The sequence below is a fragment of the Pseudoalteromonas sp. S3260 genome (genome assembly GCF_005886925.1).
Classification (GTDB): Bacteria; Pseudomonadota; Gammaproteobacteria; order Enterobacterales; family Alteromonadaceae; genus Pseudoalteromonas; species Pseudoalteromonas tetraodonis.
The window spans coordinates 63,790-81,823 of record NZ_PNCV01000011.1 but is presented as its reverse complement, the minus strand read 5'-3'; the positions used below and the strand labels follow the sequence as shown (position 1 = coordinate 81,823).

The window sequence follows — 18,034 nt, the reverse complement described above, 5'->3', positions numbered from 1 at the left end:
TCTCCCAACTTAATGATTCGAGTGATCAACGACCGGCTTATTTTCCTTGCCGTGTTGTTCATCTGATTCAAGAGAAATGTCAGTGATAACTAAGTCATCCCTAACCTCAAAAGTGAAAGTGACATTATCACCAACATTGAAATCAACTATTTCTATATTGTCCGCGACGATAAAATCCATCGTCGCAGCAGGTCTATCCCACTTCTCTATTGGGCCTCGGCTAATATTTAGAATCCGTGTATCAATATCAATCGCATTAATTAAACCTGATACTGTTGCTGATGATACTTCTTCACTCATATCAGCAGGCTCACTCATGATATGAATTCCAGTAACTTCATATCCACCCTCTTCGGTTTTGCTCACTTCAAAGTGCAAAGATTGACCTGACTTTAATGAGTCAATATCGACTTTTTCAGCCACAGTAAAATCCATAACCATTTCAGGCCAATCCCAAGCTTCAGCAGGGCCATGTGAAATATTAACCATGCGGTGCCCTGCCATAACACTATTAACATCCCCTTGCATCCAAACAGAGTTAGGCACTTCATCATGAGTCATTCGTTTAAAGTCAGAGCTTTTACTTGATTCAGAATCAATCAAGAATTGGGCAGATGTCACCACAACGTCATCTTCATTTAAGCCGTCTAATATTTCGATGCTGTCGATATCAACCCGGCCAATAGTCACTTCAATAGATTTAAATTGCCCATCACCTAACGCAAGTACTACTCTGTCCTGTTTACCTGTTCTAATAACGGCTTCTTTAGGCACGAGGATGGTGCTATCAGCTTGATTAGCGTGAATAGAGACTTGTGCAAACATATTTGGTTTTAATTGATAGTCTGTGTTATCAAATTTCAATCTCACTCTGAGTGTGCGTGTTTTACTGTTCAATGTTGGATAAACATAATCAACGACACCAGCCCAGTCCTCACCGGGTAAATAATCCAGTGTCATTGATACAGGAAGTCCTTTTTTAATTAAGGCTGCGTCACGTTCAAACACTTCTGCTTCAACCCAAACTTGATCTAGCTGGCCAATGCTTAATAAGGTGTTTCCCGGCTTTACATAAAAACCTTCTCTAACCTTCAAACCATCGACAACACCTGCTTGTGGTGAATAAAAGGTAATTGTTTGCTGAACCTTTCGTGTCTTTTCTAGCTTTTGAACAAAGTCTGCTGAAAGCTGTAACGCTTTTAGGCGATCTTTGGCTGCTGAAATTAAAGAACTATTGTTGCGCTTTAACGCTATTAACAGCTCTTCCTGAGCATTAACTAACTGAGGAGAATATAGTGTATAAAGAGGCTGCCCTTTCTCTACAGGGTTACCTGCTGCTTTGATGTAAAGTTTATCAATCCAGCCATCAACCCGTGGGTGGATATGAATTAGCTTATCTTCATCATATTGAACATAACCTACCGTTGAGATTTCAGTATGCATATTTTTCAGTTCAACAGGTGCAGTGCGAACCCCAAGGTTATTCACTACATGAGGCGCAATTTTTACTGCTCCGGGGCCAAAGTCATCACCAGATGATCCTTCCTCATACACAGGTATTAAATCCATCCCCATAGGCGACTTACCGGGCTTGTCCCGGCGGTAATTAGAATCCATCGGTGCAACCCAATACAGAGGCTTTTTCTCTGCTGATGTTGCTTCATTACTATTACTGTTTGAGCCAGTACCTTGATATAAACTCAATGCTCCAGCACCAAGTGCTGCCCCAATGATGATGGCAATAATTGTTTTTGTATTCGTTGACATTATTTTTCTCCAAATTGCTGATTGGATAAGTGCTGATTAGTTTTGTGTGAAGTTTGCATCGACTTATGTTCAGCATTTGAGTTAGATTGAGAATGCGCAAATAAATAGTTGATACGAGCAACTGTTTTAAGTGCGTCAACATCAATTCTTAAAGCTGATATTCTGGCATTTAATTCTGCGATTCTTGCTCGAACAACTTCGGCAAAATCGCCATCATCATTTGTGTAGGCTGTCAATGACGCTTCTGCTTGGTCATGAGTTTGTTTAAGGAGTTGTTCTTGATAGATAGATTGTCTATCTGATAAGCGTTTAAGCTGTCTTAGTTCTTTTTCTAAAACACTGATCATTTGCTTTGTCAGTAATAGTTTCTCGGTTTTAATAGTCTCTGAATCTGCAATAGAAGCTGCAACTTGCTTATCTTGTCTGTTCTCGGTAAACAAGGGTAAATCAAACGTTACCCCAACAGAAAATAAATCAGCTCGGCTATCACCAGAGGGCATATTGTCGCGATAGGCATAACTAGCATTAACACCCCATTCCGGCTCATATTGCTGTTTGGCTAACTCAATTCCTTTTTCTGAAGCTTTGCGTTTTATATCAATTGCAAGTATGGCTGGGTGATTCGAAAGCTCCTGAGCCAATAGATTTCTTGAGTAATTAGATGCTTTTAGGACTGTTGGATTATTCAATTGAATCGAAGGCAATTCTTTTGAGACGCTAAACTCTAATGGTTGCGCGTCAAAGTTGAATGATTCATTCAAACGATCCGCATCGTAAATATGAAGCCACTCATTGAGACGAGCGATTGTCGTTTCTAGTTTCTGCTTTTGCGAAGTTAATCTGTCATCTAACTGCACGATTTCCAACTGAGCACGAATAACATCTTGCTGTCTAGTTTTACCAACAACGTTTGAATAGCTAGCTTTAGCCACTTCCGCCATCTGCTCAAAGAGAGACCAATCATCTTCAATCAATTTAATAGTTTGTTGGGCTAAGTAAGCATCTAACCAAAGTTGTGACACTTGGCTTTTCAACTTAGCTTTACGATCCTCTCGTAACAGTGGAAATTTCGTGGACTCAATTTGTAACTGGTCTTTCTTGATCTCTAGACTGTCGCCTCTCGGAAACATTTGAGAGACGCCAACCTTTAGCTGAGTCATTCCTTCCTGATCTAAATCCCAAGTATCTGTTGGTAAATTCATTATCCCTAGCGATACTTTCGGATCAGGCAAAGTACCTGAAGCAATACTTCTATTTTCAACTGCACTTTGTTTCAATCGGCTACCATGAAGCCAAGGATCATTTTGCTGAGCTAAGGTGATAGCTTGTTCAAGCGACACTACTTTCTCAGCTTGAGCTGAGAATACAGATAAGCCGAGTATTAATGCAGTTGAAAGTGAAGTAAGGTTTGAAGAGTTCAATTTCATTAGAATTGCTCCTCGTATGTCTTAACTTTTGCATAGACTTTGCTCGTTCCATCTTTAAATAGAATTAACACGTTGTATGGCATAAAGCGGTCATCGACTTCCATACCGGGAGAGCCAACTGGCATTGCTGGAACTGAAAGCCCAATCGCATTGGGATGTTCTTCTGATAAGAACTGCTGAATAAATTTAGCAGGTATATGACCTTCAAAGGCAAATCCATTTCTACTCACTGCCGTGTGGCATGAACGGTAATTAGGTTTGATACCATACTTTGTTTTGATGTTGCCGATGTTTCGGAAATCTTTGGAATGCGCAACGATCCCTTTGTCTTCAATATGAGTTATCCATTTTTTACAACACCCACAAGTAGGGGTTTTATAAACGATTAACTCCAAAGGTGTTACGTCGTGATTGTCTGCATGGTTATGTTCGTTGGCGTTTGCAAACGCAGGTGAAAGCAGCATTACTACTGCTATTTTTAAATACTTATTGATCATTTTTGCCCCCAGACATCGCTGGAAAATATCTATAGCGCTACGACGCTATATTGACTAACAGAAAAATTAATTACATGTGCGAGAAATTTGGACGCACTAATCCTGTACTAGGCAAAAATTGGTGGACGATAAAGGGAAGTGGAAATTGAATGAGGTTGTTTAGATTGCAGAGCAGCTACAGATTCACTGAATATTTGAATATCTGTCGAATCAATACTGGAATTTAGGACTGTCGTAGATGAGCAAGCATTTGCAGGACAAATACATTCAACGTCACAACAATCTTCTGATTGACCATTACTGCTTTTATTCATATCACCATGATCCATGTTCATGTTCATGTTCATGTGTGATTCGTGAGAACCTGATGACATTTCGCAAGGCATAGCAGAATACGCAAATGCTTGCCCTACAAAGGCAACCAGCATAAGCGTCATTACTAAGACTTTTGAAAATGCTTTAGACATAAAATTCTCTTACAAATATACATCTCTAATACTAATGCAAATTTTTGACTAAGTCAATTGATGCTGTATAAACATTTATGAATATTTGATTATCGTCAAATTTTTCAAAGAGGTAAGTGACAAATAATAATCTCATCAGACTTCTTATCTTCGCTATTCAATGGCTTTTATTTTGAGACTTAAGTTGCTCTCTCATTTCTAAAACTCGATCTGCCGAATAAGCTCCTGCTCTCATAACAACCAGTTCAACAAACGAAATATCAATTAACTTATGGTCAGCATCAATCACATAACAACTCACACTATGTGTGTATATTTCTAACTTATCCTCATCAGCAGATTTGCTAACAATCTTTGAAGTCACGATTTGCTGAAATGGCCGAAACCTGAATGTTTCATCTTCAATAACCCCCCCTGATAAAAACTCGCCAAGAAATATTTTTTCAATCCGAGTTGTAACTTCATCTTATGAATTCTTTTAACGTCCGCTTTGGCACATAACAGCCTGTCAAATTAATAAATTATATTCACTTGCCAGGCCAATATACATCTAATTTTAATTATAAACCTCATAAGTAGTACATTGTGAATATATTACTCATTAGACTTAATTACTTTATTTAAAGCTTGTATAAAGCCTCTAGGGAATATTTCATTTTGATATTCACTTCCTTTTATTTGGCCTAATTCAGTTTTTAGCCAACCATTGAGCTTAATACACTCATCCGATACAGCATAAGTAAGCGCTGATAACTCATTATTAGTTAGTTTTAAGTTAGGTATAAAGTCTGCTGTTTGGGTATATTGATTACGCTTATCGATTACTATTTCTGATTGACTTTTTAAGATATTCAGCTCGGTTTTAAATTTCTTTCTTTCAGCTAAAATTCTTGCAAAGTATGCGCGAGCCGCAATATCGGGTATTTTATTTAAAAGCTCATTATCTGTAGCTGGTGATACCACTTTATTGCCAATCGATTGACTTTTGATTAATTCAGCCCAATAACTAATTAATTTTCTATAGTGCACATTTTTTGTTGCACGAAGCGTTTCGTAACTAGGACCACCATTTTTATAACTTATCATTCCGATATTTGTTATTGAAAAATCAATATTTCCTTGCTCAAAATATTTAGATAAAATTAAGTTCAATTTATCAAGAGTATCTTTAGTCTTTTGTGTTCTCCCTTCTTTTAGAGCTTCTAGCTTCTCATCTTGGTGCTTTTTTTCTAAGTCTGATCGCATTCGGTGCCTCATTTATGAGAAGGTAAGTTGATATAATTGTTATGTGTCTCAGTGTACCCGGCATCTAGTAATTTTGAGTCAGTGAGGTATGTTTCGGCTTCAAGATAATCAGCAACAACTCTAAATCCTTCAAACTTATCATTCGGAGCGGCAATTTTAGCCATTTTTCTTATCATTGCATTTCCGGCAATTAACTGTTCTTTATCACCCATCTCTAAGAAAATAGGTTTTTTACCGTGTTTAAGTAAGATGCGACTTAATTGAATTGTACGTTGCTTTAAAGCTGGAGTTTTTTGCAATGTATCCATAAAATCTGGATATATTTCCGCATCCTCACATAAGCATGATAGATGCAATAGTTCAGATTTAGTTTCAATAAACTTCAAGGCCGTATTTACATCAGTTGTGTTTCCTAAGGCAATTAATTTAGTCTTATCATTGTCAGCTTCTCGGTTTTCTTCTAGCTGAATAATTTTAGATATAAGGCCAAAACATGATATCCAGTCTTTAGTATATTCGTCAGATTCAACTTTTTGTTTTTCAAACCTGCGTTGAAGTGAGTGGAGTTCTTCGAACTTTAGAAATGGTTTACCCTCTTGGTCAGTTATAAATTTACTGTCTTTGATTTTCTCTAATTTTGTCTCTAAATCCAATGCTAAGCTTGCTGCTTCATGAGCTTTGAAGCTTAACTGATTAAATAACGCATTTAGTTTAGGTAAATAAACAGCTTCGGTGATGAACCACCTACATCTAATACAATTTTCTGAGCCATTGGGTACTTTTCCATATACTCTATCTATTGCCCTAGCTTTTTTAACTAAAAGCTCACCACCATTCCAGCATCCACCAAGTGTACTCATTTCATCGGATCGAACATTATTACCACCTACTAGGCACATACCATAGGCTCTTTCTTCCCATCCTATAGGGTTTCTATTTGCTAGCGATGCAACGACACTATCTTCACTGTTATAAACAACGTTACATTTAATTTGACTGATTGATGCATCTTTTAAAAATGAGCGAAGTGAGCTATCAGAGTTTTCGATTAAGCTCTCCTCTGCCTCTCGCATTTTATCTGCCATAACTGACGGTGATATTTTGTTATAATATATTGTTGAAATAAGCCTTGTATGACCCGCAAGGAGTTTCGAAATTACTGGGATCGGTACGTTTGAATCCATTGAATAAGCTGTAATTAGACTTACTCTTAAACTATGTAGAGGGAAATGTGTAGTTGACCCTTTTGATTTTTCGTTTTCATAATTGACAACTAGGTTGAGTCTTTCTCCATTTTCAAGGGTATCACCAGTACTAAACAGATTAGTCTCTAGCTCTAATAATAGAGAATGCCAAAGGCGTTTTAGGGAATCAGCATCAATAGGTTTGAGCTTATCATCGCCTTGGGCTGTAGGGTCGCGAAATAAAAAACACATATTCCCCATTGCATTAAGCTGAAGTTCCGATTTAGTAGTGCCTAAGTGTTTTCTTGAAAGCTCCTTACAATGTGTTGGCCTGTCTATTGGGTTATATTTTACTTGCCAGTTTCTAAGTTTTTCAAGCCAATATAAAACCTCTTGGTGGTTCCAAGGTATTACATAGCCAGCGTCAACTTCAGCATCTGATGTTTTATTAGTGTTTATGAATAGCCCTGTTGTATGAGTTGAAGTATATTGATCATATATTCTCCTAAAAACACCTCTTTCAATTAATTTTGGGCTTGAGGTTTTTGTTAATTTATTTTCATTTTCTATCCAAGATTTATTGTCATATTTCCAGGTATCATCCTCTCCGGAGTCTAACATTCTAACTTGATATGTTCTCAGTGGTAAATGTAGTTTGATTAAGATAGCTAGTGATCTAACAGGAGACCACATTTGAAAAATTACTTTTTCAGTACCGCCTTTTGGTTTTATTTTTTTTCGGCGCCAAACACAGTCAGGATCATTTTTGTCAATTAAACTTTCAGGAACTTCAAACCAATCACCACCCCTACCTCCTGACCTAACTCCTGTTTGAACTTGTGCCCAACCCCAATCTTTAAATGACAGACAGTGGTATGTTTTATAGTGTTTGGTTGTTTTACCAGAGCTAGATGAAATTATATCTCTTAGCTTGAGTATATATTTATAAGGTAGCGGTTGACGAACGGTTTCAAGAGGAACACTTTTAAATTTAACCTTAGTAAATGGGTTAACAACTAATTTTTTTGGCACATTATGCTGGTCAGCAACTGTAAAATGCTTATTAACGACAAAGTCAATAAAATCAACTATATAGTTTGGTCTTCTTGACTGTTCATAAAGATCATTTACACCTGATAATTTCATTATTTCTACAAATTCATCTGAATTGCTTACATGGCCATTTGCACCTCTAAAAAAGTCATCAATATTAGATGCATATGGAGCATGTATAAAAAGATATTTTTCTAAGAAAAAAGTAAGAGCTACTCTTTTTACATCTATTGAAGTTGTTTGCATCCCAATCCATTCACTAGCAAGCTTCTCCCAACCATTCCATTTACTGCCGAGGACTTTAGATATCCAGCTAAATGTTAAATCAATACTTCGATTGTCATTTTTCTTAATTGGTTTTTTCATTTTATACCTTGAATTTTATGTTTTCACCCGAAAAGTATTGATTAGGATCTATGTCATTGAAACCATATTTAGTTAAGTTCTCCCAACTTAAATCTAACATCTTTTCACCTTTATCTAATGCTACTGAAGCAGCAGTTAAAGTATCTGATATTTCATTGAAATTTGGCTCTGTGTAAGGAGTTTGAGAGTCAAGCGATTTGTGATGCATACACCTTCTGATAATTAATGGATTTATATTTGCTCTTCGTAAACGCCGACCATAGCTATGTCTATGACCATGTGGATCATAACCAGCATGCTTTGAGGGCAATAAATTAATTCTTTTTAATGCATTTTTATAATTTTGATGAAATGCATTTAATGTGTAAGGTAAACCTAAATGTTTTTTATGAAATGAAATAAAGGCATAGGGATGATTGCATAAGATAGATGCTCGATATTGATGATAAATTTTCCAGAGTCTTAGAAAAATTTCACCATAGTATGAAGGGAACCAATTGACAATTATATAACCATCTTTGTGGTCTATAGTCCCGCCTTTCCAGCCTAAATGCTCAGTATTGAACATAGAAACACGTGGTACTCTGCCATATTTTTCTTTAAGGAATAATTTTCTAGAGTTTCCCCCCCTGTTCGATTTCCAGCCATAAGGAGCAACACCTTGCTCTTCATTATATATTTTAACAAGCGCAGCATTATTATTTAGAGGGTCTAATTCAATATCTGAAACCCATAAACTCATGGCTTCACTCTCTCTTAAGCCGCCTCCATGCATAAGGAGTAAGATTAGCTTGTCTCTTATTGAAATTCTTAAATCACGTTGAGTTGAAAAACCATCGAAAAAAAGATTTTTAAATGTTTCTTCAGGAAAGGCTACAGCATCACCTTCGGCTACTAAATGTGTTTTCGTTGAGCAATAATTCATTTCTCTGTAGCTTAATGAGCTGTTTTTAAAAGACTTAGTATGTCCAAGAAAGTCATTTATATTTTTTCTATACCATGCCGAATAAAGTAAAACGCTACGAAAATCATTTTGGATAAGTTTATGAGTTTTTGTACATTTTGGCTCTAACCAATTTAGAAGTGATATTAAACAACGAATAATGTTTTTAGTATTAAGAAAGGATTTTGGTTCCCAATAAAGACCAGAAGGGTCGATCCCACGTTCATCTAAAGTGCCAGATCTTAACCTTAAAATGAATGAAGTGAGTAATCTGTCAGGCTCATTAAATATACTTTTATTAGCTTCCATGTAATCAAGAAATAACTTTATGGCTCTTACATAAGATATTAGAGAGGAGCGGCTTTTACCTTGTGCAGTTAAGACTAATAAATAGTCTGTAATTAGTGGTATGTCACCATTGGCGGTAAGAATTACAGGAACATTAACCCACGAGCCAGTATTATCTGTAATAATTTTTGCAATGACAGTTACTGTTGACATCTTAAACTTGAATTATTTTTAATATCAAGAAGTTAATCTATTTGAAAGGAAATATAAAGGAAATATTTTTTAACTTTAAATAAAAGTACATATGAACATAACTATATACAATAGACAGTATCGGACTTTAAGGTTAATCTATAAGTCTATTATTTTCTTATATATTTTACTATTATGCTTGTTGCTCTGGTCGATACATTAAAACAATTACGTTATCAAATAGCTCACCTTGAAGATAATACACTCCAATCAGAATATCCAGAACTAGCCTCTTTTATACAGCAAGTCAGCTTGACCGTAACTGAATCAAAGGCCGATCTTAACTTTTTATACCAGTTTTTATATGTTTATGGCCGAAAATCAGAAGCAACCTATAGTCGTTTTCGTAATGAGTTGGAACGTTTTTATTTATGGTCATGGCTTATAGCTGAAAAATCTGTATTTGAACTTAAGCGTGAAGATATTGAAGCCTATGTTGATTTTATGGTCGAGCCGGATAAAAAGTGGGCATCAACTTCGGTGCAGTGGCGCTATAAAGATGAGCAAGGAGTACGTAGGTTAAACCAAAATTGGCGCCCTTTTATGCAAAAAGAATCTATTGCGAGTCAGCAAACATTATCCGCAATGTTTACTGCACTTAATGTATTTTACAAGTTCGCTATTTTAGAAGAAAAAACCTTCGCTAACTTTGTACCTGTAGTTAAAAAAAATAGCCCTTATTTAGTAGTGCAATCGCAGATTCAAATTCCCGATACATTGAGCGATATTCAATGGGAATACGTATTTGGTGTAACACGTGATCTGTGTGAACAAAAACCAGAGTATGAAAGAAACCTTTTTACCCTCGCCTGTTTAAAAGGATTATATTTACGTATATCAGAATTATCAGAGCGTCCACAATGGTCACCTGTTATGTCTCATTTTTGGCAAGATAACGATGGCTTTTGGTTTTTACGTATAATGGGTAAGGGTAATAAATTACGAGATGTAACTTTAAGTGATGATTTTCTTGAGTATTTAAAACGCTACCGGTTATACCGTGGTTTACCTGCCCTGCCCCGGGTTGACGAATCCGACCCGTTAGTGCATAAAATTCGAGGCCAAGGTGGTATGACAGTAAGACAAATTCGACGTTTAGTACAACAAAGTTTTGATATTGCTCAGCAGTCATTACTTGATGATGGGTTTAAAGATGACGCGGAACAATTAGAAGCGGCCACTGCACATTGGCTTCGACATACCGGTGCAACGCATGACGCACAAACTCGCCCTTTAAAACATTTATCTGAAGACTTAGGTCACGCAAAAATAGCCACAACTGATCAAATATATATTCAAACAAATATTAAAGAACGGGCAAAGTCTGGAATAAAAAGGAAGATTTAATGGAATACTTAATTATTGCTTTTATTGGTGCATTATTTTTAATTTATTCTATAACACTACGCCAATTAGAAAAAACAGAAATTACTGGGCCGATGTTTTTTGTTATAGGGGGGATACTGCTAGCATTGATAGCTCCGAACGAAAGTGAAAATTTTAATAATGGCTTACGGTTTTTACTGCCCTTTATAGAATTAACGCTCAGTATCTTTTTATTTACCGATGCAGCAAAGTCAAAATTAGGAGTATTAAGGCATAGTTTTCAATATCCTAGTTTACTTTTATTTGTTGCCTTACCATTAACTCTATTACTCGGGATTGCTACCGCGTTATTTTTATTTGCTGAGCTTTCATTAATTCAAGCAGCACTTATCGCAATTATATTAACCCCAACCGATGCGGCGTTAAGTAAGGGGTTATTAAGTAATACAAAAGTGCCTGAAAAAATAAGAGAAGGTATTAATACTGAAAGTGGCTTAAACGATGGCTTATGTGTGCCTATATTTTTAATATTTATTCTGCTTGCAAAAAATCCTGAATCCTCAATTACTGCAACACAAACGTTAAGTGTATTTGGTAGAGAGTTGGGAGTTGCATTATTAATTGCATTCGCAAGTATTGCTGTTTTTATTCCGTGTTTAAACTTTGCAATGAAGCGACATTACTTTGCCCAAAACACTAGTCCGTTTTTACTATTGGGTTTTGCTATGGCTGTATTTTCACTTACGCAATATTTTCATGGCAGTGGATTTATTGCCGTATTTGTAGCGGGGCTTTTATTTGATAAATACGCGAGCACCAAAATAAACAAAGAGCTGATTGAAGACTCAGAGCATATAGCTGACTTTTCCTCTTTAATGATTTGGTGTTTATTCGGTTTTGTTTGTGCTTATTTAGTAATCCCGAAATTAAATACTGAAATAATGATTTATGCGCTACTTAGTACAACACTGATCAGAATAATTCCTGTTATGTTGTCACTGCAATTTACGTCATTAAAAATAAAAGAGCGTTTAACGTTTGCTTGGTTTGGGCCGCGAGGATTGGCTTCGATTGTTTTTACTTTAATGGTTATTGATACACAAATAGAAAATAAATTTCAAATTGCGACCATTGCTATGACTACAATTTTATTTAGTGTATTTATACATGGTATTAGTACAAAACCCATTGCAGACAGTTTTGCTAAAAAAACTAAATAAATATAAACAAAAATAAAAAGGCGTAACTTAATAATAAGTTGCGCCTTTTTATTTTACAGCTAACTTAATTAAATTATTAACTAAGTACTTTTGCCAGTAACTCTATTGGATGCTTAGGCTTGAATTTTTCATAACGTTTTACTTGGCTACGACATGAAAAGCCAGTTGATAAAAGTTGCTCAGGTTTATTTTTATCAACGATAGGTTTCCAACTAATTTCATAAAGTGCTTTGGAGTTAGCTTGGTTTTGTGCTTCATGACCATAAGTGCCGGCCATACCACAACACCCAGTATTTGTGGTGTTTAATGTTAAACCAAGTTCATCAAAAATATTTTTCCACACACTTGCTGCTTTTGGTAATGCAGTCGTTTCGGTACAGTGACTTAATAAGGTAAATTCAGTATTTATTTGTTTAGCTTTTAAAGCACTGAACGATTGTGTTTCTAACCATTCATGCGCAAGTTGCACATTAAAATCGCCACGGTTACTTTCTAAAATTGTATTATACTCATCGCGATAACACATCACTAACGACGCATCTAAACCAACTAACGGCGCATTAATATCATTAAGCTGATTTAAAAACTCTGCAGCACTTTTTGCCGTTAGCTTAAATTCATGTAAAAAACCTTTCACGTGCTGAGGTTTACCATTGGGTTTAAAAGGTAACAGCATTGGTTTTTTTCCAAGCTGAGTAATTAGTGTAATAAAACTCTCAACTAATTCTGCTTCATAAAAACTAGTGAATGGATCTTGAACAATGAGCACATAATCATTTTGCTCATCGGCGCTTAATTTTTTAAGTAATTCTAAATTAAATCTTTGCGCTTTGTTTACACGTTTGTTGAGTGCTGGAATACTTAGCTGTGGGGTATCAACATAGCCTACTGTTTTTTTAATCAGGCTACTGACTAATGACGTTTTAACAATTGGGTTTATAACCCTCGCAAATTTTGCCATTAATGGTGCGCAGTATTCGATATTAGCCACTAAATAATCTTTAAGTGGGCGCGCATAATAACTATGATAATAATTTAAAAAACGAGCTCGAAAAGTTGGTACATCTACCTTTATTGGGCAAGCGGTGGTACACGCTTTACATGCTAAACATTCATCCATTGAGGCTTTTACTTCATGCGAAAAATCGTAAACGCCTTTATTTTTTTCACGGCTATGAACAAAACGTTCCCACCAGGTGATCACTTCACCTTTGTTTAGCTCTTTTTCTACTTCAAGCAAATTAACATCTTTTGACTCTTGAAGTCGTAACCATTCACGCATGAGCCCTGCTCGACCTTTAGGTGAATTACGGCGATCGCCGGTCACTTTATAAGATGGGCACATTGGCGAGTTTTCATCATAATTAAAACACAAGCCGTTACCATTACAGGTCATTGCATTATTAAAACTGGTTTTAACATCAATAGAGATTTGCTTATCGAAGTAAGAACGTTTCTGCCCATCAACACTAACTAGTGAGTCTTTACTTTCAATAGGCGTGCATATTTTACCAGGGTTTATTTTGTTGTTTGGGTCAAATACAGATTTTATTTTGCGTAATTGAGTAAATAAATGCTCACCAAAAAATTCAGGGCCGTATTCACTTCGGTAGCCTTTGCCATGCTCGCCCCACATTAATCCACCGTATTTTGCGGTGAGTTTTACTACTTCGTCTGAAATAGTACGCAGTAATTTTTCTTGTTCTGGATCGCACATATCAAGCGCGGGTCTAACATGTAATACACCGGCATCTACATGGCCAAACATACCATATTGTAAATTATGGCTATCGAGTAGCGCTCTAAATTCAACAATGTAATCGGCTAAATTTTCAGGCGGTACGGCGGTATCTTCGGCAAACGCGAGAGGTTTTTGGCTGCCTTTTACATTACCGAGTAAACCCACAGATTTTTTACGCATTGCATAAATTTTCAGTATATCGCTTTTATCACTGGTTAACTGATAGCCAATAACGCCATTAGTTTGGTTAGCTACACACTCATCTAATAATTTACATAATGTGTCTACCTTGTCTTTTATGTCTTCTGGTGATACGGCATTAAACTCAACCATGTTGAGTCCTTGCATATTTTTATTTGGTACATCGGTTATTAAGTCCGATACTGAATGCCAAATAATATCTTCGCGGGCAAGATTTAATACTTTGCTGTCAACGGTTTCAACCGAGGTCGCACGGGCATCAACCAAAAATGGTGAATGGCGAAGTGCAGAATCAAAACTGTCATATTTTATATTGATGAGTGTTTTAAACTCAGCAATGGGTGTTAGGTTTAATTTCGCCTCAGTAACTATACCTAATGAGCCTTCAGAACCTGTAATTAGTCGACTCATATCAAAAGTTTGTAAGTCTTCACTTAGTACATGCTCTAGGTCATACCCAGTTAAGAAGCGATTTAATCGTGGGAATTTGGCTAATATAGCGTCGCGTTCATTAATTGAAATATCTAAAACTGTTTTGTATATTTGACCAATTAATGTGTCCTGATCGGCAATTATTTTTGCTTTTTCAATGTCTATTGGGCTGGTAGACATTGCTGTGCCATCAACTAAATAGGTGGTTAGCCCTAAAACATGGTCGCTGGTTTTGCCATAAACTAAGGAGCCTTGCCCCGATGCATCAGTACTGATCATGCCGCCAATAGTAGCGCGGTTACTGGTAGATAAATCGGGTGAAAAGAAAAATCCATACGGTTTTAAAAAGTCGTTAAGTTGATCTTTTATCACACCGGTTTGAACTCGTACCCAACCTTCTTCTACATTTATTTCGAGGATTTCACGCATGTAACGTGATAAATCAACTACAATACCTGGGGTTAAAGATTGTCCGTTAGTGCCTGTGCCGCCACCGCGAGGACCAAAAGTTAACGACAAAAACGGGTCATGAGATGCAGTTTGTAAGGCAATTTGAATGTCTTTTTCGCTTTTTGGAAAAATAACACCTTGTGGAAGCTGCTGGTAAATACTGTTATCGGTTGATGCAGTCAGCCTCGTTGCATAACTGGCGTCTGTATCTCCAGTAAACCCTTGATTTTTTATGGTATTTAAGTAATTTGCAACCAATTCGGTCGCGGCATCTTGTTGTGTAATCGTTGCTATCATGGCGGCGCTTTTTAATGCATTTGTGTAATTATATCATGGTGATGGCTAATAGAAATTGAAGATTTTACAGTTTGTAACACTCTTTTAATCGTAATATGAGCAGCTGCAATTATAATCAAATTAAACGCCTACTATGAGGTTTATATGAAAAAACTACTAATGCAGATCAGCGGAACAGTGTTTATTTTACTCGGATTATTGTTTGCTGTAGTACCAGGGCCTTCGTTAATATTTTTTATTGTAGGTTTACTGTGCTTTTCTATGTATTACCCAAAAGCGAGAGGTTATTTAGCTTGGTGTCAAAAAGCGCTTACTCGTTCATGTGCCTATTTAGATAAAAAATTAGTAAAACACAAATTTTAAGCCATAAAAAATGCCAGCAAATGCTGGCACTTTTTTACAAGGTAATTTATTTAGCGAGTTTATCAGCTAAATATAACCATGTTTCTAGTACTGTATCTGGGTTTAGCGAAACAGAGTCAATACCCTGCTCTACTAACCATGCAGCAAAATCTTCATGATCTGAAGGACCTTGGCCACAAATACCTACATACTTACCTTTTTCTTTTGCTGTTCTAATAGCCATCGAAAGAAGCTTTTTGATTGCAGGGTCGCGCTCATCAAATAAGTGCGCAATTAAACCTGAATCACGGTCAAGACCAAGCGTTAACTGCGTTAAATCATTAGAGCCGATAGAGAAACCATCGAAGTATTCTAAAAATTCTTCAGCCATTAATGCATTTGACGGAAGTTCACACATCATAATTACTTTAAGACCATTTTCGCCACGTTTAAGGCCATGTTCTTCAAGTAATTCTATAACGCGTTTACCTTCTTCAAGGGTACGTACGAATGGGATCATGATTTCGATGTTAGTCATATCCATGGTATTTCTAACACGTTTTATTGCTTCACACTCAAGGGCAAAACAATCACGGAAATCTTCAGAAATATAACGCGCAGCACCACGGAAACCAATCATTGGGTTTTCTTCTTCTGGCTCGTATTGCTGGCCGCCCACTAAGTTTGCGTATTCGTTTGATTTAAAATCAGACATACGCACAATTACACGCTCTGGAGCAAACGCGCAACCTAGGGTAGAAATACCTTCAACTAGTTTACCAATATAGAATTCAACAGGTGATTCGTAACCGGCAATCATGTCTGTGATTTCTGCTTTTAATGCATCTGTTTGTGCATCAAAATTTAATAACGCTTTAGGGTGAACACCAATCATACGGTTGATGATAAACTCAACGCGCGCAAGGCCAACACCTGAATGTGGTAAACGTGCAAAATCGAATGCGCGATCCGGGTTACCTACGTTCATCATTACTTTCATTGGCAGTTCAGGCATTTCGTCAACACGTGAAGTAAGTACTTCAAAGTCTAAAATACCTTCATAGATGAAACCAGTATCGCCTTCGGCACATGATACGGTAACTTCTTGACCAGCTTTAATTAAATCTGTTGCATTACCACAACCAACAACGGCTGGAATACCTAACTCACGTGCAATAATTGCAGCATGGCATGTACGACCACCACGATTTGTAACAATCGCAGCTGCGCGTTTCATGATAGGTTCCCAATCTGGGTCGGTCATATCGGTAACTAAAATATCACCTACTTGTACTTGGTCCATCTCTTTGATTGAATCAAGTACACGCACAACACCACTACCAATTTTATGACCAATTGCACGGCCTTCAACAACAACATTGCTGCTGCCATTCAGTTGGAAGCGTTCCATTACGTTAGTGTCTTCGTTTGAACGAACGGTTTCTGGACGCGCTTGAACTATATATAGTTTGCCATCGTTACCATCTTTTGCCCATTCGATGTCCATTGGACGACCGTAATGTTTTTCAATGATTACAGCTTGTTTGGCAAGGTTTTGCACTTCTTCATCTGTAATCGAGAATTTGTTTGAAAGCGCTGGATCTACGTCAACAATTTCTACTTGTTTGCCGTGAGCTTTGTCTTGTGAGTAAATCATTTGAATGGCTTTAGAGCCAATATTACGACGAACTACTGATGGCTTGTTTTTAAGCAGCGTTGGTTTATGAACATAAAATTCATCAGGATTTACCGCACCCTGTACAACCATTTCACCCAAACCATAGCTTGATGTAATAAATACAACATCTTCAAAACCAGATTCAGTATCAATACTAAACATAACGCCTGATGCTGATTTATCTGAGCGAACCATGCGTTGAATACCTGCTGATAAGGCAACACCACGGTGATCGTAGCCTTGGTGAACACGATAAGAAATTGCACGGTCGTTAAATAACGAAGCGAATACGTGTTTAATAGCAGTCATTACAGAATCTATACCAACAACGTTTAAAAACGTTTCTTGTTGGCCTGCAAAAGAGGCATCTGGCATATCTTCAGCGGTTGCTGATGAACGAACAGCGAATGAAACATCTGCAGTTGTGTCGCCATGTAGCTGGCTGTATGCGTCGCGGATTGCTTTGTCTAGACTAGGTTGGAATGGGGTATCGATAATCCACTGGCGGATATCGGCGCCGACTTTGGCGAGTGTGTTTACATCATCAACATCAAGAGTATCTAAAATGTCATGAATTTTTGCGTTGAGTCCTGATTGTTCTAAAAACTCGTTAAAAGCGTCTGAGGTAGTAGCAAAACCACCTGGGACTTGCACACCTGCGTTAGCTAAGTTTGAAATCATTTCACCAAGTGACGCATTTTTACCGCCAACTCGAGGAACATCTTGCATACCAAGCTCTTGATACCAGAGAACGTATTCTTGCACGGATCTTTCTCCAAAAAACAAATTGTAGTAGTAACTGTGAGAGTTAAGAAAGAAAACCTTTTATAAAGGTCGCCACCATTCTACACTGGCAAA

Annotated in this window: 12 protein-coding genes; 3 read left to right on the top strand and 9 right to left on the bottom strand. The window is 36.9% G+C overall.

Translation table 11 applies throughout. The features are described from left to right. Positions 1 to 9 precede the first annotated feature (9 nt). The 7 genes from CWC14_RS02620 to gmtY all read right to left on the bottom strand — a co-directional run bounded on the left by CWC14_RS02620 (position 10) and on the right by gmtY (position 9,450). Entirely contained in the window at positions 10 to 1,767 is a 1,758-nt protein-coding gene (locus CWC14_RS02620; RefSeq protein ID WP_138561110.1) for an efflux RND transporter periplasmic adaptor subunit, read from the bottom strand. Continuing rightward, a complete protein-coding gene (locus CWC14_RS02615; protein WP_008467837.1) occupies positions 1,767 to 3,194 on the bottom strand; it encodes a TolC family protein in 1,428 nt (475 codons plus the stop codon). The genes CWC14_RS02620 and CWC14_RS02615 overlap by 1 nt, the downstream gene beginning before the upstream one ends. Next, positions 3,194 to 3,691, bottom strand: a complete 498-nt coding sequence (locus CWC14_RS02610) for a DUF411 domain-containing protein (protein WP_036956660.1) — start codon at positions 3,689 to 3,691, stop codon at positions 3,194 to 3,196. Before CWC14_RS02610 ends, CWC14_RS02615 begins: the two co-directional genes overlap by 1 nt. A gap of 107 nt (positions 3,692 to 3,798) precedes the next feature. Continuing rightward, positions 3,799 to 4,158: a hypothetical protein gene (locus CWC14_RS02605; RefSeq protein WP_004589251.1), complete on the bottom strand. Its 360-nt coding sequence runs from the start codon at positions 4,156 to 4,158 to the stop codon at positions 3,799 to 3,801. Positions 4,159 to 4,752: 594 nt separating this feature from the next. Beyond that, on the bottom strand, positions 4,753 to 5,403 hold the full coding sequence (gene gmtX / locus CWC14_RS02595; RefSeq protein WP_138561106.1) for a gamma-mobile-trio protein GmtX: 651 nt from the start codon (positions 5,401 to 5,403) through the stop codon (positions 4,753 to 4,755). An 8-nt stretch (positions 5,404 to 5,411) separates the two neighbouring features. Further along, positions 5,412 to 8,006, bottom strand: coding sequence for a gamma-mobile-trio integrase GmtZ (gmtZ, locus tag CWC14_RS02590; RefSeq protein WP_138561104.1), 2,595 nt, complete (start codon positions 8,004 to 8,006; stop codon positions 5,412 to 5,414). A gap of 1 nt (position 8,007) precedes the next feature. Continuing rightward, a complete protein-coding gene (gene gmtY / locus CWC14_RS02585; RefSeq protein ID WP_138561102.1) occupies positions 8,008 to 9,450 on the bottom strand; it encodes a gamma-mobile-trio recombinase GmtY in 1,443 nt (480 codons plus the stop codon). A gap of 174 nt (positions 9,451 to 9,624) precedes the next feature. Between gmtY and CWC14_RS02580 the strand changes: the two genes are divergently transcribed. Beyond that, positions 9,625 to 10,836 carry a tyrosine-type recombinase/integrase gene (locus CWC14_RS02580; protein ID WP_138561100.1) on the top strand — a complete coding sequence of 404 codons (1,212 nt, stop codon included), beginning with the start codon at positions 9,625 to 9,627 and terminating at the stop codon, positions 10,834 to 10,836. Next, entirely contained in the window at positions 10,836 to 12,035 is a 1,200-nt protein-coding gene (locus CWC14_RS02575) for a cation:proton antiporter (protein WP_138561098.1), read from the top strand. The genes CWC14_RS02580 and CWC14_RS02575 overlap by 1 nt, the downstream gene beginning before the upstream one ends. Positions 12,036 to 12,111: 76 nt before the next feature. On the opposite strand, the gene ydiJ is transcribed toward CWC14_RS02575, so the two are convergent. After that, the gene (gene ydiJ, locus CWC14_RS02570; protein ID WP_138561096.1) at positions 12,112 to 15,156 is read right to left on the bottom strand and encodes a D-2-hydroxyglutarate dehydrogenase YdiJ; all 3,045 of its coding nucleotides are present in this window, start codon (positions 15,154 to 15,156) and stop codon (positions 12,112 to 12,114) included. Positions 15,157 to 15,300: 144 nt separating this feature from the next. Between ydiJ and CWC14_RS02565 the strand changes: the two genes are divergently transcribed. After that, positions 15,301 to 15,519 carry a PGPGW domain-containing protein gene (locus CWC14_RS02565; protein WP_138561094.1) on the top strand — a complete coding sequence of 73 codons (219 nt, stop codon included), beginning with the start codon at positions 15,301 to 15,303 and terminating at the stop codon, positions 15,517 to 15,519. Between the two features lie 46 nt (positions 15,520 to 15,565). On the opposite strand, the gene ppsA is transcribed toward CWC14_RS02565, so the two are convergent. Further along, positions 15,566 to 17,941 carry a phosphoenolpyruvate synthase gene (gene ppsA, locus CWC14_RS02560; RefSeq protein WP_138561092.1) on the bottom strand — a complete coding sequence of 792 codons (2,376 nt, stop codon included), beginning with the start codon at positions 17,939 to 17,941 and terminating at the stop codon, positions 15,566 to 15,568. Positions 17,942 to 18,034 lie beyond the last annotated feature (93 nt).